Below are 25,906 nucleotides of genomic sequence, written 5' to 3'. Positions count from 1 at the left end.
GCGCGGCGCCTGAATTCATTTCTGCGCGACGCGCTTTAGGTGCCAAGCGAACGGATCACGACCGATGACAGCGACCATGACCGCCGACACTGGACGCCAGCGGACGCGTGCCGCGCTGTTCCTGGCCGTCGCCATGGCGGCGACGGTCGGCTCGGCGCTCGCCTTCCAGTATATCGGCGGCTACATTCCCTGCCATCTCTGCCTGGAGCAGCGCACGCCCTATTATATCGGCGCGCCGCTGATGCTGGTCGCGGCCGCTGCCTCGATGCTGCGCGCGCCGGCCTGGTTGACGCGCGGCCTGCTGGCCATCGGTGGCCTGTTGATGCTCTATGGCCTCTATCTCGGCGTCTACCACTCGGGCGTCGAGTGGGCGTGGTGGCCTGGCCCCGCCGACTGCACGGCCAGCGCCGGTCCGGTCGACACCGGCGGCAAGGGCGTGCTCGATGCGCTGGACAAGTTCGTGCCGCCCTCCTGCGACAAGGCCGCGCTTCGCATTCTCGGCCTGTCGCTCGCCGGCTGGAACGCCATCGCTAGCCTCATCCTGGCCGCCGTCGCCTTACGCTGCGCGCTCGCGCGCGACTGAGCTACACAGCCGTAGTGACGGGGAGAAAAGAGGCCGTCATCAATGGCTTCGCCAATGATCGACGTGCAGAATGGGTGACGTCGCGGCGGACAGTTCCTTCTCCCCGCAACTAAACGGAGACAAGGTGGCGCCAGCCGGATGAGGGCAACGCCGAAGATCGGCAATTTGTCGTTGCATGGCCGGTTCGATTGTGCCGAACTCTACGGCTCCAATTCGACATCCCAGTACAGATAGTCCATCCAGCTTTCATGCAGATGGTTGGGCGGGAACAGGCGGCCGTTATTGTGCAGATCGTGCACGGTCGGCTGATAGGGTTTTTGCAGCGGCCACATCTTGGCCTGCGCCGGCATCATGCCGCCTTTCCTGAGATTGCAGGGCGAGCAGGCGGCCACGACGTTCTCCCAGGTCGTCGCCCCGCCGCGATGGCGCGGGATGACATGGTCGAAGGTGAGATCGTCGGTCGTGCCGCAATACTGGCACTGGAAGCGGTCGCGCAGAAAGACGTTGAAGCGGGTGAAGGCGGGATGCCGCGACGGCCTCACATAGGCCTTCAGACTCACCACGCTCGGCAGCTTCATCGAGAAGGTCGGCGAGGAGACGGCGTGTTCGTATTCGGCGACGATATTGACCCGGTCGAGGAAGACAGCCTTGATGGCGTCCTGCCACGACCAGAGCGACAGGGGGTAATAGCTGAGCGGACGGTAATCCGCATTCAGCACCAGCGCGGGAAGCCCATCCGGAGATACGGCAACCGTCACGTAGTTGGCCTCCTTCGTTCCAAACCGAACGCCACGGATACTGTAAGCCCGACATGACAGGGATGTGAAGCGGATTGTCGTTCGGCGAAACGATCAAAAACGCATGATTTTCATGCTTTTTCGGCCATCTCGACAGGTGGCGCCGCGTCCCTGCCCTTCAATTCCCGATAGTAGGCCCAGAAAAGCCGCGACGCGACCCCTCGCCACGGGCTCCATGATTCGGCCAGTCGAATCAGAGTTTTCTCCGGCGGACGAGGGTCGATGCCCAGGGCATGGCCGACCGCCGTCTGCAGCGCGACGTCGCGCGCGGGAAACACATCGGGGTGGCCGGCGGCGAACAGCAGGTAGCACTCCGCCGTCCACGGTCCGATGCCCGGCACCGCCGTCATCGCCGCGATCGCCTCGTCGGCATCGAGCGAGCAGAGATGGTGGAGGTCAAGCCCGCCGGCCACGGCTTGCGCGATGGCGATCAGCCCGCGCTGCTTCGGCCGCGACAGGCCGGCCTCGCGGAAAATATCCTCGCCGGCGCAAAGGATGCCTTCCGGCGTCAGCGGATCGACCAGCCTGATCAGCCGGCCGAAAATGGCATCGGCGCTGGCGCGGGATACCTGCTGCGAGACGACGATCGACGCGAGGCTGCCGAATCCGGGCTCGGAGAGCCTCAGCGGCACCTCGCCGGCCATGCCGCGTACCTTCTCCAGCCGTGGATCGAGCTGGCAGAGCGCGTCGAGTCCTGCCGCAATGTCGTCGAGCGAGGCGATGCGTTGCACGTTTGCTTGTTCCCAGGGCGCTCATGAAGTGGCAATTGATGGCTAACTATCAACCGGCGGAAGCGCCTTTCAACCCGAATGCCGTCCGAGACATGACGCTCCTGACATTCCGCTTCGCGCCGAGCCCCAATGGCGAGTTGCATCTCGGCCATGCCTATTCGGCCCTGCTGAACCGGCAAATGGCGGCGCGGGCGGGAGGACGGCTGTTGCTGCGCATCGAGGACATCGATGTCATCCGCTGCACGCCGGAATTCGAGGCCGGCATATTCCGCGACCTGGAATGGCTGGGGTTCGAATGGGAAGAGCCCGTGCGGCGCCAGTCCGAACACTTTTCCGAATACAGGGCCGTGCTCGACCGGCTGATCGCCGAGGAACTCGTCTATCCCGCCTTCATGAGCCGCGGCGAGATCCGCGCCTTCATTGCCGAGACCGAGAAACGCGGCCGCGATTGGCCGCGCGACCCCGACGGCGTGCCGCTTTATCCGCCGCTCGACAAGGCACTTCCGTCTAAGGAGCGCAGGCGGCGCATTGCCGAGAACACGCCTTTTGCCTGGCGGCTCGACATCGAGGCAGCCATGGCGCGCATGCCGGGCGCCTTGTCATGGGTCGAGTTCACCGACGAGGCCATGGCCGCGACGCAAACGGTCGACGCATCGCCGCAGGCCTGGGGCGACGTCGTCGTGGCGCGCCGCGATATCCCGACCAGCTACCATCTCGCAGTCGTCGTCGACGACGCGCTGCAGGGCGTCAGCCATGTCGTGCGTGGTCAGGACCTTTACGCGGCGACCAGCGTGCAGCGCTTGTTGCAGGACCTGCTCGGCCTCCCCGCGCCGCGCTACTTCCACCATCGGCTGATCCTCGGCTCGGACGGGCGGAAGCTGTCCAAGAGTTTCAAGGACACCGGTCTTGCCGCACTCAGGCAGGCAGGCGTCTCGCCGCAGGATGTCATGCGGCTCGTTGGGCTTTAACTACAAGCGAGCCAGTCCGGCCTTGATCAGCGCCATCACGCTGATGAAGACGAAGGCGCCGCTCAATCCCCATGCCACAGCTAGCTTGATATCCCGGAAGGTGATGCCGTGCTCATTGGCGATCATCACCGCGACGAAGAAGCCCAGCGTGAAGAGCAGCGTGTTGCCGGTCGAGCCGAAGCCGTCGTCCTTCATGATGGCATCGAGCGCGGTGCCGAAGAAGAATCCGAAAACCGCGACGGTGGCGACCGCGAACAGCAGCCATGTCGTCCCGAGATGCAAAAGCATGCCTGCTCATGGCGTGCCTTAACGCCATGCCCCTCTTGGCACCGTTTGTTGAATTCGGATGAGCTTATGGATCAACCGTTTCGTTTTGCTTGCCGAATTGATCGGCATTAGAGCAATTGCCGACATTAACTTTTCACGCGCAGCCAGAGCCCTCCTTCCAATGCACAGCATCAAGCGGTTCATCCCCGCCTCTTTCGTCGTTCTGTGGGCGACCGGCTTCATCGGCGCGCGCTATGCCATGCCATGGGCGGAGCCTTTCACCTTCCTCGCCATCCGCTTCGTGCTGGCGGCGATCCTGTTTGCGGGACTGACTGTCCTTATCGGCTCGCGACGGGCCACCCGCGAGGAGGCGCTTCATGCGACGGTGGCCGGCGTCCTAATGCACGGCGTCTATCTGGGCGGCGTCTTCTGGGCGATCCACAGAGGCATGCCGGCCGGGCTTTCGGCGCTGATCGTCGGCCTGCAGCCGCTGATCACGGCGGTGCTCGCCGGCAAATTTCTCGGCGAGGCGATCCTGCCGCGACATTGGGCGGGCCTTGCCGTCGGGCTTCTGGGCGTCGTCATCGTGCTGTGGCCGAAGCTCGGCATGATTGGCGGCGGCGTTACCGCGGCAACGCTGACGGCCTCGCTGGTCTCGGTGCTCGGCATGGCCGCTGGTACGATCTGGCAAAAGCGCTTCGCCTCCGGCGGCGACCTCGTCTCGGCGACCATGTGGCAGTATGTCGGCGGCTCGGTCGTCACGATCCTGGGGTCGCTCGCCTTCGAGACGCGCACCATCACCGTCAACGGCGAGCTCGTCTTTGCCATGGCATGGCTGGTCCTGGTGCTGTCTCTCGGCGCCATCTTCCTGCTGATGGTGATGATCAGGGACGGCGAGATGTCGAAGGTCGCATCGCTGTTTTATCTTGTGCCGGCCGTCACCGCCGTCATCGCGTGGGCTCTGTTCGGCGAAGAGCTCACTCTGCTGCAGATCGCCGGCATGGCGATCGCCACTTTGGGCGTCGGGCTCGCGACCGCCCGTCAGGACAGAGCTCAACCCACGCGGGCGCGCGCCTCGAGATAGCGGCTGATCGCGGCATTGAGCTCGCCGCCAAGGATGAAAATGGCCGAGATGATGTAGAGGAACACCACCGCGATCATGATCGAGGCCAACCCCGCATAGGTCGTCACATAGGACGAGAAATGGTCGAGATAGGTGGCGAAGATGGTCGAGCCGGCCAGCCACGCGACCAGCGTGAAGACGATGCCCGGAACGATGGAAACGAAGCGGCGCTTGCCGGCCGGCAGCCAGATATGCACCGCGAACAGGCCGATGACGATGACCGTCGAGGCGATCACGTAACGCCATATGGTGATCGTGCCCATATAGGGCTTGATCCATTCCAGATGCGCCTCGGCCAGCCGCGCGAGCAGGGGCGCGAGCACCAGAAGCACGCTGACGGCGAGAAAGCAGGCCGTCGCGATCAGCACGAAGACGATGCTCTGCACCCGGCGGTGGATGATGCCGCGCGTCTCGGTAACGCGATAGGCGCGGTTGAGCGAGGTCCTTAGCGCCTCGATGCCGTTCGAGGCGAAGTAGGCGGCTAAGAGCACGCCGTAGGTCAGGAGGTCGCTGCGCCGCACGGTGAGCACATTCTGCACCTCGCGCGCGATCGGCTTGGCAATCTGCTCCGGCCAGGTGTCGAAGACCAGATGCACGGCCGTGTCGGCGAAGGCGCGCGCGCCGAGAAAGCTGGCCAGCGTCGTTGCGAAGATCAGGAACGGAAACAGCGCCATCAGCGAGGTGATCGCCAGATGGCTGGCCATTGCCCAGCCGTCGTCGGTGGTGAAATGGCCGATCGCATCGTAGAGCACGCGCTTGACCGCGACGATATTCCTGAGCAAGGACCCGCGCTCCGCTCGATTGTGTCGACGCCGCGAATATGGGAAGGGATTGCGGCAAATGGCAACCCCAGGTCCGACAACGTTGCCCACCGCTGAACAGTTGCGCAGCATCATCGTCACCGGCACCTCCTCCGGCATAGGCGCCTATTGCGCGCGGGCATTGAAGGCGGAAGGCTGGCGCGTGTTCGCCACGGCCCGCGCACCGGCCGACATCGCCGCGCTCGAGGCGGAGGGCATCGAAGCCTTCTATCTCGATTATCGTGAGCCTGAGTCCATCGCCGCCCTGGCCGAGGCCGTGCTGGAGCGCACGGGCGGCACGCTCGACGCGCTGTTCAACAATGGCGCCTACGCGCAGCCCGGTGCCGTCGAGGACCTGCCGGTCGAAGCGCTGCGCGAGCAGTTCGAAGCCAATTTCTTCGGCTGGCACGACCTGACCCGCCGCGTCGTGCCGGTCATGCGCCGCCAGGGACACGGTCGCCTCGTCCACTGCTCCTCGATCCTGGGGCTCGCCCCGGTCCGTTTTCGCGGCGCCTATTCGGCGTCGAAACATGCCGTCGAAGGCCTGATGCTTTGCCTGCGCCAGGAGCTCGAAGGCAGCGGCATTCATGTCTCGTTGATCGAGCCGGGGCCGGTGACCTCGAAGATCGCCAGCAACGGCCTGGTATGGTTCTTGAAGAACATCGACGTCGAGAACTCCGTTCACCGCGCCGACTACCAGGCGCAGCTCGCGCGGCTCAAGGCCGGCGGCAGCGTCTCGCGTCTGAAGCCCGGACCTGAGGTGGTCCATGCTGCCTTGCGCCACGCGCTTCTGTCACAGCGCCCCCACCCGCATTATGTGGTAACGGTGCCGGCCAGAATCGGCGTGGCGCTCAAGCGCATCCTGCCGGCCTCGATGCTCTACCGCGTGCTCGCCAGGCGGGCCTGACCGAAACCCAACTGGAGCCAGCCCCATGGCAACCGTCTTCAACATCCTCGCCATAGTCGTCATGGCTGCCGTCGTGGTCGTGCTGATCCGCGGCCTCGTCAACATGATGCGCGGCGGCTCCGGCTTCACCTCCAACAAGCTTATGCAGGCCCGCGTGCTGCTGCAGTTCATAGCTCTGGTGCTCATCATGCTGACCGTCTACTTCACCCGTAAGTAACGGGCCGGGAGGAGAACGTGGTCAAGCTCAACAAGATCTATACCCGTACCGGCGACGACGGCACCACCGGTCTGGGCAGCGGCGAGCGGCGCCTGAAGTCAGATCTGCGCGTCGAAGCCTACGGCACGGTGGACGAAGCAAATGCCTGCGTCGGCATGGCGCGCGTCCACACCGGAACCGGTCATCCGGCGCTCGACGCCATGCTCTCCCGCATCCAGAACGATCTTTTCGACCTCGGCGCCGACCTTGCGGTGCCGGACGACGGCAAACCGCTCGGCTACGAGCCGCTGCGCATCGTCGCCGCGCAGACCGGGCGCGTCGAAAAGGACATCGATGCTCTCAACAAGGACCTGCAGCCGCTGAAGTCCTTCGTGCTGAACGGCGGCACGCCTGCCGCGGCAGCCCTGCATCTTGCGCGCACCGTAACACGGCGCGCCGAACGCCTCATGGTGGCGCTGGCGCAGGACCCGGCCGAGCACGTCAACCGCGAAGCGCTGAAATACATCAACCGCGTCTCCGACTTCCTGTTCGTCGCCGCCCGGGCGGTCAATGACAACGGAAATGCCGACGTGCTATGGGTTCCCGGCAAGAACCGCTGACAACCGGGTATGGCGGGAGGGTCCGATGTTCATCCCGCTCTACGATACCAACAGGCTCCGCCACATCCGCCTACAATATGTGACGATCGGCCTGATCGCCGCGAATGCCTTGGTCTATCTCGCGACCACGCTTGGCGGCGAGAGCTTCACCAATGCCGCAGTGCTTGGCCTCGGCTTCATCCCCTCTGTCGTCCATGACAAGGTGGAGCTGTCGCCCGAATTCGTCGTCATTCCCGAAAGCCTCAGCTATCTCACCTATTCCTTCCTGCATGCCGACATCTTCCATCTCGGCGGCAACATGCTGTTCCTGTGGGTGTTCGGCGACAATGTCGAGGACGCGCTCGGCCATATCCGCTACCTGATCTTCTACCTCGCCTGCGCGGCGGCGGGCGCTTTCTTTCAAGGCTTGGTCGGCTGGGATTCCCAGGTGCCGCTGATCGGCGCTTCCGGCGCCATCGCCGGCGTGGTTGCGGCCTATCTGATCCTCTATCCGAAGGTTAAGGTGTGGGTATTGGTCTTTGCGCGCATTCCTCTGCGCATCCCCGCCTTCATCCCGCTCGTCCTTTGGATCCTGTTCCAGATCGTGATGTTTGCCGCCGGCGGAGAGGATCAGATTTCCTGGGCCTGCCACATCGGCGGCATCATTGCCGGCGCCGTTCTCGTCCTGGTGCTGCGCAGCCGCGGCGTGCCGCTGCTTGCCGGCGCAGACGGCGAGCCGGACCCGACGCCGAAGGTCCAGAACGTCCCTCTCCCGATCGAGCCCGGACCAGCGCCCGAGGCGCCGGCACAGACGGCGCCTCGATGGGGCCGCGGCGCGGCGTCGCCGCCAGACTGAACCGATTTGAGTGCGACGTGCATATTGACGCGCCGGATTGCCGCCACTACGGAACGCCACCACAGAGCATGATCCCGAAAAGTGGGAACCGCTTTTCGGAACGATCATGCTCAACCGAAACATCGGGGTGGAACTGCTTCTTGGCCGTTGGAGACCAGAATTCCGCCCGGAATGTCGGCTTTCGACAACTCTGACAAGGCGCACACTGCTATAGCGCGCCCGACTATCTCAGGAGAGGTGACAGGAAAATGAAGATCCTTGTGCCCGTGAAGCGGGTTGTGGACGCGAACGTCAAGGTCCGGGTCAAGGCCGACGGACTGGGCGTCGAGCTTGCCAACGTCAAGATGGCGATGAACCCGTTCGACGAGATCGCGGTCGAGGAAGCGATCCGGATCAAGGAAGCCGGCAAAGCCGAGGAGATCATCGTCGTCTCGATCGGCCCGCAGCAGGCGCAGGAGACGCTGCGCACCGCGCTCGCCATGGGCGCCGATCGCGCCATCCTGGTCAAGACCGACGAGCAGACCGAGCCGCTGGGTGTCGCCAAGGTGTTGAAGGGCGTGGTCGAGGCCGAAAAGCCCGGCCTCGTCATCCTCGGCAAGCAGGCGATCGACGACGACAGCAATCAGACCGGCCAGATGCTGGCGGCGTTGCTGGGCTGGGCGCAAGGCACCTTCGCCTCCAGGATCGAGCTCGGCGGCGATCATGCCAAGGTGACGCGTGAGGTCGACGGCGGCCTGCAGACGGTTGAGCTGAAAATGCCGGCGATCGTGACCGCCGACCTTCGCTTGAACCAGCCGCGCTATGCATCGCTCCCCAACATCATGAAGGCCAAGAAGAAGCCGCTCGACGAAAAGAGCCCGGCCGACTACGGCGCCGACGTCAAGCCGCGCCTGAAGGTGATCAAGACCGAAGAGCCCGGCGGCCGCAAGGCGGGCGTCAAGGTCAAGAGCGTCGCCGAGCTGGTCGAGAAGCTCAAGAACGAAGCCGGCGTGCTCTAAAGCGGTCAGGAAAGGAACAGGAAAATGGCAATTCTCCTCATCGCCGAACACGACAACGCAAGCCTTTCCGACCAGACCGCCAAGGCGCTCGCGGCGGCCCTGCAGATCGGCTCGGATGTCGATGTGCTGGTCGCCGGCAAAGGCGCCAAGGCGGCAAGCGACGCGGCCGCCAAGCTGAAGGGTGTTCGCAAAGTCCTGCTGGCCGAGGCCGACGAGCTCTCCGAGCGCCTGGCGGAGCCGCTGGCTGCGCTCGTCGTCTCGCTCGCCGGCTCCTATGACGCGATCGTCGCCCCCGCGACCTCAGCGGGCAAGAACGTCGCGCCGCGCGTGGCGGCCCTGCTCGACGTCGCGCAGGTCTCCGAGATCATCGAGGTGGTCTCGCCCGACACCTTCAAGCGGCCGATCTATGCCGGCAACGCCATCCAGACCGTGCAGTCGACCGACGCCAAGAAGGTGATCACCGTGCGCACCGCCTCCTTCCAAGGGGCGCCAGAGGGCGGCTCGGCCCCGGTCGAGACGGTGAACGCCGCCGCCAATCCCGGCCTCTCCTCCTTCGTCGAGAACAAGCTCTCCGAGAACGACCGTCCCGAGCTGACCTCGGCCAAGATCATCATCTCGGGTGGCCGTGCACTCGGCTCGTCGGAGAAGTTCCAGGAAGTCATCCTGCCGGTCGCCGACAAGCTCGGCGCCGCTGTCGGTGCCTCTCGCGCCGCGGTCGATGCGGGCTATGCCCCCAATGACTGGCAGGTCGGCCAGACCGGCAAGGTGGTTGCCCCCGATCTCTACATTGCCGTCGGCATCTCCGGCGCCATCCAGCATCTTGCCGGCATGAAGGATTCCAAGGTCATCGTCGCCATCAACAAGGACGAGGAAGCGCCGATCTTCCAGGTTGCCGATTACGGTCTCGTCGGCGATCTCTTCGTCATCCTGCCGGAGCTGCAAAAGGCGCTTTGACGCTTTCTGCTCTGGCATATTAAAATCCGAAGGGTGGGGTAGACGAAGTCGCCCCGCCCTTTTAGTTTGCACTGCACAAAAAGCAGGCCGGTAAAGGCTTGCGCAATTCCAGGAAAAGTCCATAGCGGTTTTCCCTGCGGAATTGGGATAAACAAAAAAGGCAATTCCAGGAAAGTGCCGAGCCACTTTGCGTCCGGAATTGCGGGAAACAAGAGAAGGGAGCGCTTCCGCGCCTCGCAGAAGCGGAAATGCTCCAGACGGGATTGGGGTAATGAGCAAGATCGAGACGATCGGCATTGTCGGCGCAGGTCAAATGGGGGGCGGTATCGCCCACGTCTCGGCGCTGGCCGGCTACAAGGTCCTGATCCACGACATCTCGCCCGACCGGGTCGAGAAGGGCATCGCCACCATCAGCGGCAACATGGCCCGCCAGGTCGGTTCGGGAAAGCTCGAGGAGAAGGCGCGCAACGAGGCGATGGCCCGCATCTCATCGGCGGCGGCCATGGCCGATCTCGCCGCCGCCGACCTCGTCATCGAGGCGGCGACCGAGGATGAGACGGTCAAGCGCAAGATTTACGCCCAACTCTGCCCGCAGCTCAATCCGGAGGCGATTCTCGCGACCAACACCTCGTCGATCTCGATCACCCGGCTCGCCGCGCAGACCGATCGGCCTGAGCGCTTCATCGGCATACATTTCATGAACCCGGTGCCGGTGATGAAGCTGGTCGAGCTGGTACGCGGCATCGCCACCGAGGACCAGACGTTCGAGGCCGCCAAGACCTTCGTAAACAGGCTCGACAAGACGATCACCGTTTCGGAGGATTTCCCGGCCTTCATCGTCAATCGCATCCTGTTGCCCATGATCAACGAGGCGATCTACACGCTTTATGAGGGCGTCGGCACGGTGGACGCCATCGACACCGCCATGCGGCTCGGCGCCAACCATCCGATGGGACCGCTGCAGCTGGCCGACTTCATCGGTCTCGACACCTGCCTGTCGATCATGCAGGTGCTGCATGAGGGCCTGTCGGACTCCAAGTATCGCCCCTGCCCGCTGCTGGTGAAATATGTCGAGGCCGGCTGGCTCGGCCGCAAGACCGGCCGCGGCTTCTACGACTATCGCGGCGATCATCCGGTGCCGACACGCTGAGCCGCCCGCGACTGAACGCTCTCCCAGCCGGCGTTCAGGATGCCGCCGCAAGCGGCAGCGGTGCCGCCTCGTCCTTCGAAACTTCATCGGGTGCTGCCGAAACGCAGCCGCGGCCGGCCGCCTTGGCGGCATAGCAGGCGGCATCGGCACGGGCGATGATCTCATCCACCTCGCCGCAGCCGGCGCGGATCGGCGCAAGCCCGATGCTGGCGGCGATCGAATGCGGACGGCCGTCCCAGCTGAAGCCCAGGTTGCGGATGGCTTCGATGATGCAACGCGCCGCGACCGTCGCTCGCGCCGGCGCGCCCGATTTCAGTATGACCGCGAACTCGTCGCCGCCCAGACGAGCGACGATATCTTCCGGCCCGAGCACGTTGCGGATGGCGTCGGCGACGCGCTTCAGCAGCGCATCGCCCGCCGCGTGGCCGCCAGTGTCGTTGACCGCCTTGAAGTGGTCGAGGTCGACGAACATGAACTGATGCTCGCCGCCATTCAACCGGCACCGATCGACCAACTCCTCCATCGTGCGGATGAAGCTTGGGCGGTTGGCGAGCCCGGTCAGCGCGTCATGCGCCGCGGCGTAAGCGAGCTGGCGCTGCAGGGCGCGCGCGTCGGTGAAATCCTGGAAGACGATGACGAGCCCGCAGAACTCGTCGCGGTCGTTCATGATCGGCGACACCATTTGGCGGATGCTGCAGCGCGTGTCGTCGCGCCTGATGAGCACGGCGCGGGCGTTCTGATCGCAATGATGGCGGTCGGCGGCCGAAGATCGTGTCAGGCCGATCCTCTGCCCGGTTTCCTCGTCGACCGCCCAGTAGACATCGCCGAGCACCTTGCCAAGCGCCTCGCCGCTGGCAATGCCGGTGAGCTTTTCGGCGACCGGATTCATGAAGGTGACGCGGTTCGCGGCATCGGTGCAGATCACCGCGTCGCCGATCGACTGCAGCGTCACCCTGAGCCGCTCCTTTTCGTCGGCGAGCATCGCCGCCGAGATCTTGCGCCGTTCTTCGGCCTCCTTGCGCTCCGTGATATCGGTCAAGCTGCCGATCGCCCGGATCAGCCGGCCCTCGCCGTCGCGTTCGATCGCCTTGCCGCGGTCGAGGATCCAGACCCAATGGCCGTCCTTGTGGCGCATCCGGAACTCGGCCTCGAAGAAGGCCGTCTCGCCGTCAAGATGCGCCCGGTCCGCCTCGGCGACGATTTGGCGGTCGTCCGGGTGGATCATCGTCAGCCAGCGGTCGGGGTCGCCGTCCAGCTCGCCATCGTCATAGCCCAGCATTCTGACCCAGGTTTCGGAATAAGTCGTGCCGCCCTTGCGCATGTCGAGGCTCCAGACGCCTTGTCCGGCGCTGGTCAGCGCGAAATTCCAGCGCGTCTCGGCTTCGGCGATGCGCGCTTCGGCCTGCTTGCGCGCATCGATGTCCTCGATCTGCGACACAAGATAGAGCGGCTTGCCGGTCTCGTCTTCGCGAATGACCGAGCCCGCAAGCTGCGCCCAGACCGGAGTGCCGTCCTTCTTGAGGTAGCGCTTCTCGAAATGAAAGGAATCGATCTTTCCCTCTTTCAGCGCGATCATCGTCTCACGGCCGATCTGCAGGTCGTCGGGATGCGTGATCTGGAAGAAGGTCAGCGCCTCGATTTCCGCCCGGCTGTAGCCGAGCATCGCCGCGAAGGCGGGATTGGTCTGAAGGATGCGGCCGTCAAGGCCGACGATGGCGACGCCGATCGCCGAATCTTCCATCGCGCGGCGAAAGCGCTGCTCGCTCTCGGCAATCTGCCGGCGGTCGTCGATGATCCTGCGGATGAACAGCGCCGAGACAAAGAGCGTCACGGCGGTGACGGCGACCGATATCTGTAGGCAGAACTTCAGCGCGTCCGCACCGAGCTCCAGCGCCGGCAACAGGACCGATGCCATCAGGGTGATAAGCCCTGCCGCCATCAAGGCGAGCACAGCGCGCTTGCCGGCCCGCGGACCTTTCCAACTCAACCACGCCACAATGCGATCCCACCCCATGCGCAACTGCCACAACCCTGGCGGATCGATTTTAAGGAATGGTTGTAAGCTGCGGCGGCCACGCCGCTAACCGGCAAAGCAATTGCCGGCATGATTAAGGATCGGTGTGTAATCCTACCAGCGGACGAAAAACCGTCCGCCAAGCGCGCCGAGCGCGGTGAGGAACGCGATCGCGATCGTGTACCAGGTGGCGACGAACAGCGGCGAATCGTCGAAGCAATGCGCGGCATAGAAGGTCGCCGCCAAGCCGCCCGCGAGCAGGCCCGCGACCGCGCCGGCCAGCACCGGCCGCGTCGGCGCGCCATAGCGCAGCATGCCGAGGAAGATAGCCAGGGGACCGATGCCGATCAACGGGATAAAGCTCATGCAGATCATCATGTTGGAACCCACGAGCCGCCTGCCCCAGTCCGCCTCCGGCACGACGAAAAGCTCCAGGATGACCGCGATCACGACGAGCGCAGGCGCGGCGAGCGTCCATAGTTTCGCTCGCCTGCTCGCCGCACCGGGCGTCGACAGGGCTTGGATCAGAGCGAATGCGCTGGTCGTGAGCGCCAAGGTGAAGACGAACTTCGACATGAAGCGCATCGTATGCATGGCCGGCATGATGTCCGGGCGCGGACCGATGGTCATGAAAAAGACCACCGCCGCGACCACAACCGCCACGCCGACGGCCAGCCACCAGGCGAGGCCAAGCGGCATCGCCTTGTTGCGGGCATCGGCGTCGAGCGCCTTTATGAGGTCCTCGGTTCTCATGTCACCGTCGTCCGAACCTTTTGGCGATCGCGGCAAGGCCGCGATGCAGCGACACGCGCACCGCCGTCTCGCTGATGCCGAGCTTGACCGCCGTTTCGCCGATCGAATGGCCGTCGACCGAGATCGAGGAAACCACGGAACGCTGCGAGGGCGGCAAGCCGTCCAGGGCCCGGTTTATGTCGCGCTCGCTCACCGTCTCCGCTTCCGGCTCGGCGAACGTCTCTGCGATTTCGTCGATCTCGACCTCGATGCGACGGCCGCGCCTGCGGAATGCATCGATCAGCTTGAAGCGGGCGATTGCATAGACCCATGGCAGCACCGGCGCGTCTTCTCGCCACGTGTGCCTTTTGACGTGAATGGCCAGCAAGGTTTCCTGCACGACATCCTCGGGGTCGACCCCGCCCTGGACGATCTTGCGCCGGACGAAGCCACGAACGAGAGCGGCTATCCGGTGAAGAAAGTCGGCGTAAGCCCTTTCGTCTCCCGCGATCGCGGCCCTGAGCAGCCGGGAAAGCTCGGCCTCGTCCTTGCCGGTCACAAGAGTTTACCCCCGATGTTCGCGTCTCGGCCCTGGTTTGTTACGTGTCCGGCGAAATAATGTCCAAGCCAAAGTACCGGAAAATCACGAAAGTTTGCGGCACGGCGACCGATTGAAGCAGGCCGGAATGTTGACTATCGTAATCAGGTATTTATAGGTGCACCTGAGCCCGAACCCCTGTCTCCAGATTTGAGGACGATGCCCATGAAAACTGCCTTTTCCACTCTTGCCGGCGCCGCCGCGCTGGCGCTCGGCCTGATTGCCGGACCGGCCATGGCGGAGGATGCAGGCATCATCGTCTACAACGCCCAGCATGAAAGCCTGGCCAAGGAATGGGCGAAGGGCTTCACCAAGGAAACCGGCATCAAGGTCACGCTGCGCAACGGCGGCGACAGCGATTTCTCCAACCAGATCGTCGCCGAGGGTGCTGCCTCGCCGGCCGACGTGTTCCTGACAGAGAATTCGCCTGCAATGGCGCTGGTCGAGGCGGCCGGCCTGTTCGCGCCGGTCGATGCCGACACCCTCGCTCAGGTTCCGCAGGAATACCAGCCTTCGAGCGGCAAATGGGTGGGCGTCGCCGCGCGCAGCACCGTCTTTGCCTACAACAAGGTCAAGCTCAAGGAAGGCCAGCTGCCCAAGTCGCTGCTCGACCTTGCCGATCCGAGCTGGAAGGGCCGGTGGGCCGCCTCGCCGTCCGGCGCCGATTTCCAGGCCATCGTCAGCGCGATGCTCGAGCTCAAAGGTGAAGCCGCGACTTCCGACTGGCTGAAGGCCATGAAGGAGAACTTCACCGCCTACAAGGGCAACAATACGGTGATGAAGGCGGTCAATGCCGGGGAGATCGATGGCGGCGTGATCTACCACTACTACTATTTCGGCGACCAGGCGAAGACCGGCGAGAACAGCAAGAATGTCGGCCTGCATTATTTCAAGAACCAGGACCCGGGCGCGTTCGTGTCGATCTCTGGCGGCGGCGTGCTGGCCTCGAGCAAGCATCCGAAGGAAGCCCAGGCTTTCTTGAAGTGGGTCACTGGCAAGGCCGGCCAGGAGGTTTTGAAAACCGGGACCTCTTATGAATACGCGGTCGGCAAGGATGCCATGTCGAACCCGAAGCTCGTGCCGCTGGCCGATCTACAGGCGCCCAAGATCGATCCGACGCACCTGAACTCGAAGAAGGTCACCGACCTGATGACGCAAGCCGGCTTGCTTTAGTCCGCGTTCGTCCTAAAAGGACAACCGACCGTGCTCCCGCCGGAATTCGCTTTCCGCGGGAGCGCTTTTGTTTTGGAGATGGCCTCGTCGATGACGATCATCTGCGTTTCCGACCGCGTTCGCGGTTCATCAGATCGTCTCCAGGCGGTGCATTCCGGCTGATGTCCGCGATCGACCTCACGCATTCGGGGCCGCCGGCTGCCGCAAGGCAGAGCCGGCGGTCCACGTCGTGGATTACGCTTGCGGCCGCCATCGTCTCGCTGATCGCTCTCCTGCCGCTTGCCTTCATCGTCTGGGTGGGCATCCAGACGGGATGGGACACGGTGGTGGCGCTGATCTTTCGGCCTCGCGTCGGCGCGCTCCTGGTCAACACCATCCTGCTTGTCGTCCTGGCCGTCCCGATCGCCATCGTGCTGTCGGTGGCGCTTGCCTGGCTGACCGAGCGCAGCGACCTTCCCGGCAACCGTTGGTGGTCGTGGCTGTCGGTAGCGCCGCTGGCTATCCCGGCCTTCGTCCACAGTTACGCCTGGATCAGCCTGATCCCCGGCCTGCACGGGCTCTGGGCCGGCGTGCTCGTCTCCGTCATCGCCTATTTCCCGTTCCTCTATCTGCCGATCGCAGCGGCGCTGCGCCGGCTTGACCCTGCGCTGGAAGATGCCGCCGCAGCGCTGGGCCTCGGACCCTGGCGCGTCTTCGCGCGCGTCGTGCTGCCGCAGTTGAGGCTGGCCATCTGCGGCGGTTCGCTGCTGGTTGGCCTGCACCTGCTTGCCGAATACGGGCTTTATGTCTTCATCCGCTTCGATACCTTCACCACCGCGATCGTTGACCAGTTCCAGTCGACCTTCAACGGCGCGGCGGCGAACATGCTCGCCGCCGTGCTGGTCGCCTGCTGCTTCGTGCTGCTTGGCGTGGAGGTGATCGTGCGTGGTGAGGAGCGTTATGCCCGCGTCGGCTCCGGGGCGGCGCGCCAGCAGCAGCGTGTCGCCCTCGGCCGCGCCACGCTGCCTTGCTTGCTGCTGCCCGCCGGGACTGCGCTGCTCACGCTCGGCGTGCCCTTTGTGACCGTCGGCCGCTGGCTGCTTGCCGGTGGCGCCGACGTCTGGCGTTGGGACGAGATCAGCCTGGCGCTCGGCCAGACGCTGGTCCTCGCCGTCGCCGGCGCGCTGCTTGCCACGGTCGCCGCGATGCCCATGGCCTGGATCTCGATCCGTGCGCCGGGCCGCTTGCAGCGCCTGCTCGAGAGCTGCAACTACATCGTCGGCTCGCTGCCGGGTGTGGTCGTCGCGCTGGCGCTGGTGACCATCACCGTACGCGTCGCCTTGCCGCTCTATCAGACGCTCTTCACCATCCTTTTCGGCTATGCGCTGATGTTCCTGCCGCGCGCGCTGGTCAGCCTGCGCGCCTCGATCGCCCAGGCGCCGGTGGAACTCGAACGCGCGGCCTCGAGCCTCGGCCGCCCGCCGCTCAGGGCACTATGGTCGACCACGATCCGGCTGTCGGCGCCGGGCGCGGCGGCCGGGATGGCGATGGTGGCGCTCGGCATCACCAATGAATTGACCGCCACGCAGATGCTGGCGCCGAACGGCACCCGCACCCTTGCGATGGCGTTCTGGTCCTACAGCGGCGAGATCGACTACGCCTCGGCCGCCCCTTACGCCTTGATCATGGTGGCGATGTCGCTGCCCATGACCTGGGTGCTCTACGTCCAGTCAAAGCGGATGGCCGGCCGATGAGCTTCCTCGAGCTCCGCGACGTAGCAAAACATTATGGCCCGGTGGCAGCACTTGCCGGCGTCGACCTCACCGTCGAAAGCGGCAGCCGCACCGCGATCGTCGGACCCTCCGGCTGCGGCAAGACCACCTTGCTGAGGCTGATCGCCGGCTTCGAGGCGCCAGATCGCGGCCGCATCGCGCTCGACGGCAAGCTGCTCGCCAATGGCGGGGCGGCGGTGCCGGCGCATCGCCGCGGCATCGGCGTGGTGGCGCAGGACGGCGCCCTCTTCCCGCATCTCACCATCGCCGACAACATCGGCTTCGGCATGCCCCGAAGCGCCGAGAAGCGCGCCGAGCACATTGTCGAGCTCGCCTATATCGTCGGGCTGGACAAGGCGATCCTGAAGCGCCGTCCGCACGAGCTTTCCGGCGGCCAGCAGCAGCGTGTCGCGCTTGCCCGCGCCATGGCGATGAAACCCCGGCTGATGCTCCTCGACGAGCCGTTCTCGGCGCTCGACACCGGCCTGCGCGCCTCGATGCGCAAGGCTGTGGCCGAGCTTCTGGAGGATGCGGGCATCACCACCATCCTGGTCACCCATGATCAGGCCGAGGCGCTGTCCTTCGCCAGCCAGGTGGCCGTCATGCGCGACGGCCTGTTCTCGCAGGTCGGCACGCCGCGCGAACTCTACTTCCAGCCCAGGGACAGGATGGTTGCCGAGTTCCTCGGCGACGCCATCATCGTGCCGGCCAAGATCGCCGACGGCTTTGCCATATCGCCGCTCGGCCGCATCGCGGTCGACATCACCGAGCGGCGCGACGTCGCCCGTATCATGCTCAGGCCCGAGCAAGTGGTGCTTAAACGAACCTCCCGCGAAGGCATGTCGGGGACGCCGGACATGCTGTTCGGCGAGGTGACGGACTCCGAATTCGCCGGCTCGGTCTGCACCATCGCCGTGCGGCTGCTCAACAGCCCGGATCCGCCGGATGCGGCCGCGATCGGCAACACACCGCTCATCCTGCGCAAGACCGGCATGGACGTGCCGGAGGTCGGCGAGATCGTGCGCCTCACCGTGACCGGCAAGGCGCATGTGTTTGCCTGAAGCTGGGTCAAGAGGAGGGGCTTGTGCTGTCGAGGCGCCTGCCGCCCCGATCGAACCAGTGCAACTTCTCGGCTGTGGCGGTGATGCGCAACTTGTCGCCGGGCTTTGCCGCCGTGCGGCCGCCGACCCGTACCACGATATTATTGCCGGCAGCCGAGCAGTGCAGGAAGCTTTCCGCGCCGACCGGCTCCACGGCCTCGACCGTTGCGGACAGCATCAGCGCCCCGGATCGGTCCTCGGCATCGGCGACGAGTTCGGCGTCCTCGGGCCTGAAGCCTAGCATTGCCGCCTGCCCGCCGGGCGGGGCAAGCCCAAGCAACTTTCCTTCCAGCTCAGTTGCAGAACTTTCTGTGCTCAGTGAGAGCAGGTTCATCGGCGGCGCGCCAATGAAGGACGCGACGAATGTCGAGGCCGGCTTCTCGTAAATGTCGAGAGGAGCGCCGATCTGCTCGACCAGCCCCGCATTCATGACGACAAGCATGTCGGCTAGCGTCATCGCCTCGAGCTGGTCGTGCGTGACATAGACCGAAGTGACGCCGAGCCTGCGCTGCAGGCTCTTGATCTCGACCCGCATCTGGCCGCGCAGCTTGGCGTCGAGGTTGGAGAGCGGTTCGTCGAACAGGAAGACTTTCGGATTGCGCACGATCGCCCGGCCCATGGCGACGCGCTGTCGCTGGCCGCCGGAAAGCTCGCGTGGGCGCCGGTCGAGCAGTCCCGACAATTCCAGCACCTTGGCAGTTGAACGCACTCTGCTGTCGATCTCGGCTTTCGGCGTGCCGCGATTGCGCAGGCCATAGGCCATGTTGTCGTAGACCTTCATATGCGGGTAGAGCGCGTAATTCTGGAAGACCATGGCAATGTCGCGTTCGGTCGGACCGACGGCATTGACGATCTTGCCGTCGATCGCAACCGTTCCGGACGAGATGGTCTCGAGTCCGGCGATCATCCTGAGCAACGTCGATTTGCCGCAGCCAGAGGGACCGACCAGCACGCAAAGCTGCTTGTCCGGAATGGCGATGGAAATGCCTTTCACGGCCTCGACGCCGCCGGCATAGACCTTCCTCACATCATTGAGATCAACCGTCGCCATCGCCCCTCACTTCTCGGATTCGACCAGGCCGCGCACGAACCAGCGCTGCATCAGCACCACGACAAGGATCGGCGGCACGATGGCCAGCATCGCAGTGACCATCACAAGGTGCCACTGGGTATCGGCGTCGGCGAAGGAAACCATCTTTTTCAGCGCAATGACGATGGTGTTCATGTCGTTGCTGTTGGTGACCAGCAGCGGCCACAGATATTGCGTCCAGCCATAGATGAAGAGGATGACGAACAGCGCCGCGATGTTGGTGCGCGACAGCGGCAGGAGGATGTCGAAGAAGAAGCGCCACGGCCCGGCACCATCGACGCGCGCCGCCTCGACGAGCTCGCCCGGGATGGTCATGAAGAACTGTCTGAACAATAGCGTGGCCGTGGCCGAGGCGATCAGTGGAATGATCAGACCGGCATAGGTGTCGATCATGCCGAGATCGACCATCACCTTGTAGGTCGGCAGGATGCGGACCTCGACGGGCAGCATCAGAGTGATGAAGATCAGCCAGAAGAAGGTCATGCGCAGCGGGAAACGAAAGAACACGATGGCATAAGCCGACAGGATCGAGATGAAGATCTTTCCGACCGCGACGCCGAGCGCCATGACCGTCGTGTTGAGAAGCAGCCTGCCGACGCTGACGCCGCCGATGCGCCCGACACCGCCGAACAACGCCTCGCTGTAATTGTTCCAGAGCTGGTCACCGGGCAGCAGCGGCAGGGGCGGCTTGAGGATCGTCTGCAGCGTCTGTGTCGAGGCCACGAATGTGTAGTAGATGGGAAATGCAACGATCAAAATGCCGAGGATGAGAGCGGCATGGGCGATCGGGACACGCAACGGGGACTGGCCGATCATCGCTTGCCTCAGCCGTAGTGGACTTTGCGTTCCACATAGCGGAACTGGATGGCGGTGAGCGCGATGACGATGACCATCAGGATCACCGACTGCGCCGCCGAGTCGCCGAGGATCAGGTTGACGAAGCCGTCATTGTAGACCTTGTAGACCAGCGTCTCGGTGGTCTTGCCCGGTCCGCCGCCGGTGACGGCATGGACGATGCCGAACGTGTCGAACAGGGCATAGACAGTGTTGACGACCAGCAGGAAGAAGGTCGTCGGCGCGAGCAGCGGGAAGATGATGGTCCAGAAACGCTTGGTCTCGCGGGCGCCGTCGATCGCCGCCGCCTCGATCAGCGTCTTAGGCACCGCCTGCAGCCCGGCGACGAAGAACAGGAAATTGTAGCTGATCTGCTTCCAAGCGGCAGCGGAAACCAAAAGGATCATGGCGTGACTGCCGTTGAGCAACGGGTCCCAGGCTATACCGAGACTTCTCAGCACGTAGGATAGCGAGCCGATCGAAGGGTTGAACAGGAACAGCCACAACATGCCGGCGATCGCCGGCGCCACCGCATAGGGCCAGATCATCAGCGTGCGGTAGAGCGCTTTCCCGCGCACCACTTTTTCCGCCATTACGGCGAGCAGCAACGCCACGGCCATGGCCACGATTGCGGTGGCAAGCGAAAATACCACCGTTACCTTGATCGAGTTGAGATAGGCCGGGTCGGCAAGCACTTTGCGGAAATTGGCAAACCAGACGAACTTGCTCTTCAGCCCGAATGGATCCTGCCTGAGCATGGACTGGTAGAGCGCCTGCCCGGCCGGCCAGTAGAAGAAAACCAGTGTTATGGCGAGTTGCGGCGCCACAAGCAGGTAAGGCAGAACTTTGTGGGGGAAAACGACGCGCGGGGTCAGCTTGGTTTCCTCGTCAAGCAAGGATCGCCCGCGCGGATCCGCGCGGGCGACGTTTCATCTCGGCCAGGTCTAGTTGCCCAAAGCGTCCTTGATCGCCGCGTTGCCGCGCGAGACGGCATTGTCGAGCGCCTGCTGAGCCGTTTCCTGGCCGGCCAGCATCTTCTCGAACTCCTCGTTCTGGATATCGCGCACCTGCGGCAGATTGGGCAGGCGCACACCCTTCGAATTCTCGGTCGGCGCCTTGCCGGTCATCTGCAGGATCGGTGTCTCGCGGCCCGGGTTCTTGTCGTAGAAGCCGGACTTCTTGGTCGCCTCATAGGCCGCCAGCGTCACCGGCAGGTAGCCCGACTTCTGGTGCAGATATTCCTGCACCTCGGTCTTGGAGAGATAGGCGAAGAAGGCCGCGACGCCCTTGTACTCCGCATCGGATTTGCCGCTGAAAACCCAGAGGCTTGCGCCGCCGGGCGTCGTGTTCTGCGGCGCGCCCTTGGCATCGCTGTCATACGGCAGTTGGCCGATGCCGTAGTTCATGCCCGACTTGACGATATCGCCGAGCCCGCCCGAGGACTCGGTAAAGATGCCGCATTCCCCGGCGAGGAATATCTGCTTGGCCTCGGAGGTGCGCCCGCCATATTTGAAAGTGCCATCCTTGGCGAGGTCAGCCAGCGCCTGAAAGTGGTTGACGAAAATCGGCGCATTGATCTTGAGCTCGACGTCGCCGCCGGCCAGTCCGTTCTGCTGGGTCGCCCAGGAAACATTATTCCAGGCGGCAAAATTTTCCAGATGGATCCAGGTCAGCCAGGTCGAGGTGTAGCCGCAAGGGGCCGCGCCGCTCGCCTTGATCTTCTTCGCCGCTTCCCAGACCTCGTTCCAGGTCTTAGGCGGGTTGTTCACGTCGAGGCCGGCCTTCTGAAAGATGTCCTTGTTGTAGTAGAGGATCGGCGAGGAGGAATTGTAAGGGAAAGACAACATGGTGCCGTCCGGCTTCGAATAGTAGCCGACTATGCCGGGCAGATACTGGCTCTTATCGAACGTCATCCCCGCGCCCGTCAAAACTTCGGCCACGGGTTTGATCGCGCTCTCGGCCGCCATCATGACGCCGGTGCCGACATCGAAAACCTGGATGATGTCTGGCGCCTGGCCGGCGCGGAATGCGGCGATGCCTGCATTCAGCGTCTCGGGATAGGTGCCCTTGAAGACCGGAACGATCTGGTAGTCGCTTTGGCTGGCGTTGAAGTCCTTCGAGATCTTGTCGACGACTTCCGCATTGGCGCCCGTCATCGCATGCCACCAGCTGATCTGCGTGACAGCGAAAGCGGACGTGGTGGAAAGCAGGGTCAAGGTAGCGGCAACACCTGCCGCGAAGCCGAAGAGCTTCATGTTTTCATCTCCCGTTGTGATTGGCGAAAGGGGGGCTTCCGCAGAAACCAGTATGTGTTGCGCATGACAATCGGACAACGGTTTTGTTATGCGTCGATGAACATCAACTGATCCTAAAATAACGTGCATCAGTCACGGCCGGGCAGATTGCTTGCCGGCTTAGGATTGAGCGCGTGTGCGACAGCCGGCCTAACCTTATCCGCCCTTACAACCCGAGACACACGCGTCGGTTGCAGGTCCACTAATCGATTCTTTAGCCGTCGGGCCTTAAGCAATCTTAACTTGATTGATGCGGGAAGATCAGGTGGGGCCAAATGTTGACCGTCTATAATTGCATCGTGCACGAGCACGATCTGAGGTTGGTCGCGCTTGCGGCGCTCATCTGCGGAATTTCTTCTTTCTCGGCGGTCAATCTTCTTCGCCATGTCGAGCAATCGACCAGTCGAAATCGCTACGCATGGCTGTTGATTGCAGCCACGGCGACCGGATTTGGCATCTGGGCGACGCACTTCGTCGCCATGATCGCCTTCACGCCGGGAATACCCAACGCCTATAACGCGGAGCTTTCCGCCCTTTCGCTGGCTGCCTCCGTAGTTCTGACAGCGGCCGGAATGTGGATCGCCACCATCCGCGGCGGCATTGATCACTACCTTGTCGGCGGCGCCGTGCTCGGCGTCGGCATTGCCGTGATGCACTATACCGGCATGGCGGCGTTCGAGGTCCAGGGCCGGATCGTCTGGAACGAGCTGCTCGTCGCTCTTTCGCTGGCGGCGGGCGTCACGCTTGCCGCGCTTTCGCTGCTCGTCGTGCTGCGCCGCCCGTCGACGCTTACGACGATCGCTGCCGCCGTCTTGCTCACACTGGCCATCTGCACACTGCATTTTATCGCCATGGCGGCGGTCTCGATTTATCCGGACTCCTCGATAGAGATCTCAAAATTCACCATCGCGCCGATGTCGCAAGCCTTTGCCGCCGCGGCGGCAAGCCTGGTCATCCTGGTGCTCTCGGCCGCGGCGCTCCGCATCGACCTGCGCTTCCGACGCCACCAGGCGGAAGCGCAGCGCATGCACGGCCTGGCCAACGCGGCGGTCGAGGGGCTGATCGTCTGCGACGGCAGCCGCATCGTCAGCGCCAACGACAGCATCGCGGCGCTGAGCGGCATCGCGCCCGGCACGCTGAACGTGATGACGCTTGGCGACCTCTTCGGCGAACGCATCGCCTCAGCCATCGCCGGCGGCAGCGGCCAGGCGCAGGAAACCGAGCTGCGCAGCCAGGACGGCACCCGCATCCCGGTCGAGCTGATCGCCCGCAGCATCGACTATTGCGGCAAGCCTCACGACGTCGTCGCCGTCCGCGACATTCGCGAGCGCAAGAAGGCCGAGCAGGAGATCCTTCGCCTGGCGCATTTCGATCCGCTGACCGGGCTTGCCAATCGCCGCAGCTTCACCAGCCGCCTCGAGGCCGAGATCGCCACGGCAAGCGGCAAGGGCGGGCAGCTCGCGCTGATGCTTCTCGATCTCGACCGCTTCAAGGAGGTCAACGACCTCTTCGGTCATGCGGCCGGCGACGCCGTGCTGCAGAGGGTGGCGCAATGCGCTTCGGGCGTGCTCCGCCATGGGCAGATGCTCGCCCGCCTCGGCGGCGACGAGTTCGCCATCATCGCGCCGAACCTTCCCGACCCGCAGGCCGCAGGCCGCATCGCCGAGGCGGTGCTTTCCAAGCTGCGCCAGGAGAGCCAATTGTCGCCCGGCGGCGAGCTGGTGTCGGCCAGCATCGGCATTGCTCTTTACCCGCTGGACGCCGACGAGCAGGCGGCGCTGGTCAGCCATGCCGACACCGCGCTCTACCGCGCCAAGGCCGAGGGCAAGGACACTTATCGCTATTTCGAAGCTTCGATGGGCGCCGAGACGCGCGACAGGCGCGCCATGGAGCACGATCTGCGCCAGGCGGTTGCGCGCGGCGAGTTCCGGCTGGTCTATCAGCCGCAAAAAGAGATCAGCAGCGGCAAGATGATCGGTTTCGAGGCCTTGATCCGCTGGCATCATCCGGAGCGCGGCAACATCCCGCCGTCGGTCTTCATCCCGGTCGCGGAAGACAGCGGCGCCATCGCCCAGATCGGCGAATGGGTGCTGGCGACGGCCTGCGAGGAAGCCGTGCGCTGGAAAAATCCGCTGACCATCGCCGTCAATGTCTCGGCGGTGCAGCTCCACAACCCGAATTTCAGCCGCAAAGTGCACGAGATTCTGCTGCGTTCGGGACTTCCGGCCGGACGGCTGGAGCTTGAAGTGACCGAGACGGCGCTGATCAAGGATATGCCGCGGGCGCTGGCGACTCTGCGGCAGGTCAAGGCGCTTGGTATTCGCGTCGCGATGGACGATTTTGGAACCGGCTATTCATCGCTTTCCAATCTCCGCGCCTTCCCTTTCGACAAGATCAAGATCGACGGCTCCTTCATCAAGTCGGTCGACAGGAATGGCCAGGTCGCGGCCATCGTGCGCGCCGTGCTGGGTCTGGGGCGCGGCCTCGGCCTGCCTGTTCTGGCCGAAGGCGTCGAAACGCTGGACGAATTGCGCTTCCTCGATGCCGAAGACTGCGAGATCGGCCAGGGATACTATCTCGGCAGGCCAGGCCCGATCGAAACCTTCAGCGAGCTGACCGGCCTGCCGGCGGCCATGGATGCTGTCGAGGCCCGCGGCGGCAGCATCCTGATGCTCGAGCCGGCCGCCGCGCTGCGCTCAGCTTGACGGACTGAGCGCGGCCTCCACCAATCGCTTGGCGTCGGGGCTCGACCATTCCGCCGGGCCGTTCATATGTGCGATCAGGCAGCCTTCGCCGTCGATCAGCATCGTCACCGGCAGGCCAAGCGCCAGCCCGCGCGTCTTGGCCTCGTTGAACAGGCCCATCGTCGCATCCCGGTAGTAGCCGAGCGTCTCGATGCCGATCTCCTTCAGGAACTTTTTCGGCTTGGCGTCGTCGCCGGTGTCGACATTGACCGCGACGACCTCGAAAGCGTTGCCGCCCTTTTCCTTCTGCAACGCATCGAGCGCCGGCATTTCGGCGCGGCAGGGCGCGCACCATGTCGCCCACAGATTGAGCAGCACCGTCTTGCCGGCATGACCGGCGATCGTCGTCGGCTTGCCGTCGGGTCCGTTGAAGGCGAGGCCCTTCAGCGATTGCGGCGGATCCGCCGGCTGCAGCGCCGCGACCTGGCCGACTGCCTTTGCCGCAACCTGCTTGGCCCGTTCGACCTTCGCCTTGCAGGCGATGTCGTCCTTGCCGGTGCCGGCCGCGGCAACCTGATCCGGCGTGTTGTTGCCAGAACCGCTCTCGCTGACATATACCGCGACCGCGCCGGCCAGCACGCCCGCCACAAGCGCGGCGAGGATGAGGCGCGGGGCCGGGAAGAATTTATTGCCGTCTGCCATTTTCT

The 25,906-nt window shown here is 64.1% G+C and carries 26 protein-coding genes; 14 read left to right on the top strand and 12 right to left on the bottom strand.

Annotated features, from left to right (window positions below; translation table 11 throughout):
* Nucleotides 1-64: 64 nt before the first annotated feature.
* Nucleotides 65-583, top strand: coding sequence for a disulfide bond formation protein B (locus tag CK218_RS18380; protein ID WP_066990150.1), 519 nt, complete (start codon nt 65-67; stop codon nt 581-583).
* A 200-nt stretch (nt 584-783) separates the two neighbouring features.
* Here the strand turns inward: CK218_RS18380 and CK218_RS18375 are convergent, their stop codons facing one another.
* Together CK218_RS18375 and CK218_RS18370 are read right to left on the bottom strand one after the other, a co-directional pair.
* Entirely contained in the window at nt 784-1,341 is a 558-nt protein-coding gene (locus CK218_RS18375) for an HNH endonuclease (RefSeq protein WP_066990153.1), read from the bottom strand.
* 110 nt (nt 1,342-1,451) lie between these two features.
* Nucleotides 1,452-2,111: a DNA-3-methyladenine glycosylase gene (locus CK218_RS18370; protein ID WP_095828462.1), complete on the bottom strand. Its 660-nt coding sequence runs from the start codon at nt 2,109-2,111 to the stop codon at nt 1,452-1,454.
* A 92-nt stretch (nt 2,112-2,203) separates the two neighbouring features.
* Between CK218_RS18370 and gluQRS the strand changes: the two genes are divergently transcribed.
* Nucleotides 2,204-3,079: a tRNA glutamyl-Q(34) synthetase GluQRS gene (gluQRS, locus tag CK218_RS18365; RefSeq protein ID WP_066990489.1), complete on the top strand. Its 876-nt coding sequence runs from the start codon at nt 2,204-2,206 to the stop codon at nt 3,077-3,079.
* Here the strand turns inward: gluQRS and CK218_RS18360 are convergent, their stop codons facing one another.
* Nucleotides 3,080-3,367 (bottom strand): hypothetical protein, encoded by a 288-nt coding sequence (locus CK218_RS18360; protein ID WP_066990158.1) that lies wholly within the window; start codon nt 3,365-3,367, stop codon nt 3,080-3,082.
* A gap of 160 nt (nt 3,368-3,527) precedes the next feature.
* Between CK218_RS18360 and CK218_RS18355 the strand changes: the two genes are divergently transcribed.
* On the top strand, nt 3,528-4,430 hold the full coding sequence (locus CK218_RS18355) for a DMT family transporter (protein ID WP_095828461.1): 903 nt from the start codon (nt 3,528-3,530) through the stop codon (nt 4,428-4,430).
* Here CK218_RS18355 and CK218_RS18350 read toward each other — a convergent pair.
* Complete coding sequence (locus CK218_RS18350; protein WP_066990164.1) at nt 4,400-5,251, bottom strand: YihY/virulence factor BrkB family protein; 852 nt, start codon at nt 5,249-5,251, stop codon at nt 4,400-4,402. The two genes, CK218_RS18355 and CK218_RS18350, sit on opposite strands and share 31 nt — an antisense overlap.
* Before the next feature lie 58 nt (nt 5,252-5,309).
* On the opposite strand from CK218_RS18350, the gene CK218_RS18345 reads away from it, so the two are divergent.
* The 7 genes from CK218_RS18345 (at nt 5,310) to CK218_RS18315 (ending at nt 10,929) form a co-directional block, all read left to right on the top strand.
* A complete protein-coding gene (locus CK218_RS18345; protein WP_095779364.1) occupies nt 5,310-6,176 on the top strand; it encodes an SDR family oxidoreductase in 867 nt (288 codons plus the stop codon).
* Nucleotides 6,177-6,201: 25 nt separating this feature from the next.
* Complete coding sequence (locus tag CK218_RS18340; RefSeq protein ID WP_066990167.1) at nt 6,202-6,393, top strand: twin transmembrane helix small protein; 192 nt, start codon at nt 6,202-6,204, stop codon at nt 6,391-6,393.
* Between the two features lie 17 nt (nt 6,394-6,410).
* Nucleotides 6,411-6,992: a cob(I)yrinic acid a,c-diamide adenosyltransferase gene (locus CK218_RS18335; RefSeq protein ID WP_095828460.1), complete on the top strand. Its 582-nt coding sequence runs from the start codon at nt 6,411-6,413 to the stop codon at nt 6,990-6,992.
* Between the two features lie 25 nt (nt 6,993-7,017).
* Nucleotides 7,018-7,827, top strand: a complete 810-nt coding sequence (locus CK218_RS18330; RefSeq protein WP_095782418.1) for a rhomboid family intramembrane serine protease — start codon at nt 7,018-7,020, stop codon at nt 7,825-7,827.
* A gap of 248 nt (nt 7,828-8,075) precedes the next feature.
* The gene (locus tag CK218_RS18325; RefSeq protein ID WP_095828459.1) at nt 8,076-8,825 is read left to right on the top strand and encodes an electron transfer flavoprotein subunit beta/FixA family protein; all 750 of its coding nucleotides are present in this window, start codon (nt 8,076-8,078) and stop codon (nt 8,823-8,825) included.
* A 24-nt stretch (nt 8,826-8,849) separates the two neighbouring features.
* Nucleotides 8,850-9,779, top strand: a complete 930-nt coding sequence (locus CK218_RS18320) for an electron transfer flavoprotein subunit alpha/FixB family protein (RefSeq protein WP_095779363.1) — start codon at nt 8,850-8,852, stop codon at nt 9,777-9,779.
* Nucleotides 9,780-10,050: 271 nt separating this feature from the next.
* The gene (locus CK218_RS18315) at nt 10,051-10,929 is read left to right on the top strand and encodes a 3-hydroxybutyryl-CoA dehydrogenase (RefSeq protein WP_095828458.1); all 879 of its coding nucleotides are present in this window, start codon (nt 10,051-10,053) and stop codon (nt 10,927-10,929) included.
* Between the two features lie 34 nt (nt 10,930-10,963).
* Here the strand turns inward: CK218_RS18315 and CK218_RS18310 are convergent, their stop codons facing one another.
* From CK218_RS18310 to CK218_RS18300, 3 genes are all read right to left on the bottom strand, one after another.
* Nucleotides 10,964-12,844: a PAS domain S-box protein gene (locus tag CK218_RS18310; RefSeq protein ID WP_245435073.1), complete on the bottom strand. Its 1,881-nt coding sequence runs from the start codon at nt 12,842-12,844 to the stop codon at nt 10,964-10,966.
* A 213-nt stretch (nt 12,845-13,057) separates the two neighbouring features.
* Nucleotides 13,058-13,696, bottom strand: a complete 639-nt coding sequence (locus tag CK218_RS18305) for an NrsF family protein (RefSeq protein ID WP_095828456.1) — start codon at nt 13,694-13,696, stop codon at nt 13,058-13,060.
* Nucleotide 13,697: 1 nt separating this feature from the next.
* Entirely contained in the window at nt 13,698-14,234 is a 537-nt protein-coding gene (locus CK218_RS18300) for a sigma-70 family RNA polymerase sigma factor (protein ID WP_066990192.1), read from the bottom strand.
* 204 nt (nt 14,235-14,438) lie between these two features.
* Between CK218_RS18300 and CK218_RS18295 the strand changes: the two genes are divergently transcribed.
* From CK218_RS18295 to CK218_RS18285, 3 genes are all read left to right on the top strand, one after another.
* Entirely contained in the window at nt 14,439-15,446 is a 1,008-nt protein-coding gene (locus CK218_RS18295; RefSeq protein ID WP_095828455.1) for an iron ABC transporter substrate-binding protein, read from the top strand.
* Nucleotides 15,447-15,607: 161 nt separating this feature from the next.
* The gene (locus tag CK218_RS18290) at nt 15,608-17,179 is read left to right on the top strand and encodes an iron ABC transporter permease (protein ID WP_095828454.1); all 1,572 of its coding nucleotides are present in this window, start codon (nt 15,608-15,610) and stop codon (nt 17,177-17,179) included.
* The gene (locus CK218_RS18285; RefSeq protein WP_095779358.1) at nt 17,176-18,258 is read left to right on the top strand and encodes an ABC transporter ATP-binding protein; all 1,083 of its coding nucleotides are present in this window, start codon (nt 17,176-17,178) and stop codon (nt 18,256-18,258) included. Before CK218_RS18290 ends, CK218_RS18285 begins: the two co-directional genes overlap by 4 nt.
* A 7-nt stretch (nt 18,259-18,265) precedes the next feature.
* Here the strand turns inward: CK218_RS18285 and CK218_RS18280 are convergent, their stop codons facing one another.
* From CK218_RS18280 to ugpB, 4 genes are all read right to left on the bottom strand, one after another.
* The gene (locus CK218_RS18280; protein WP_095828453.1) at nt 18,266-19,348 is read right to left on the bottom strand and encodes a sn-glycerol-3-phosphate import ATP-binding protein UgpC; all 1,083 of its coding nucleotides are present in this window, start codon (nt 19,346-19,348) and stop codon (nt 18,266-18,268) included.
* Between the two features lie 6 nt (nt 19,349-19,354).
* Nucleotides 19,355-20,203 carry a sn-glycerol-3-phosphate ABC transporter permease UgpE gene (gene ugpE, locus CK218_RS18275; protein ID WP_095828452.1) on the bottom strand — a complete coding sequence of 283 codons (849 nt, stop codon included), beginning with the start codon at nt 20,201-20,203 and terminating at the stop codon, nt 19,355-19,357.
* Between the two features lie 8 nt (nt 20,204-20,211).
* Entirely contained in the window at nt 20,212-21,096 is an 885-nt protein-coding gene (gene ugpA / locus CK218_RS18270) for a sn-glycerol-3-phosphate ABC transporter permease UgpA (protein WP_066990493.1), read from the bottom strand.
* 69 nt (nt 21,097-21,165) lie between these two features.
* Nucleotides 21,166-22,476 carry a sn-glycerol-3-phosphate ABC transporter substrate-binding protein UgpB gene (gene ugpB, locus CK218_RS18265; RefSeq protein WP_066990210.1) on the bottom strand — a complete coding sequence of 437 codons (1,311 nt, stop codon included), beginning with the start codon at nt 22,474-22,476 and terminating at the stop codon, nt 21,166-21,168.
* A 314-nt stretch (nt 22,477-22,790) separates the two neighbouring features.
* Here ugpB and CK218_RS18260 point away from each other — a divergent pair, with 314 nt between their 5' ends.
* A complete protein-coding gene (locus CK218_RS18260) occupies nt 22,791-25,220 on the top strand; it encodes an EAL domain-containing protein (RefSeq protein ID WP_095828451.1) in 2,430 nt (809 codons plus the stop codon).
* Here the strand turns inward: CK218_RS18260 and CK218_RS18255 are convergent.
* On the bottom strand, nt 25,212-25,901 hold the full coding sequence (locus CK218_RS18255; protein ID WP_066990216.1) for a TlpA disulfide reductase family protein: 690 nt from the start codon (nt 25,899-25,901) through the stop codon (nt 25,212-25,214). The genes CK218_RS18260 and CK218_RS18255 overlap by 9 nt on opposite strands.
* Nucleotides 25,902-25,906: the final 5 nt, after the last annotated feature.

The sequence above is a fragment of the Mesorhizobium sp. WSM3879 genome (assembly GCF_002294915.1).
In the GTDB taxonomy this organism is placed as follows: domain Bacteria; phylum Pseudomonadota; class Alphaproteobacteria; order Rhizobiales; family Rhizobiaceae; genus Mesorhizobium.
Note: the sequence above shows the minus strand (reverse complement) of the source record. Positions and strands in the feature narration are given on the sequence as shown.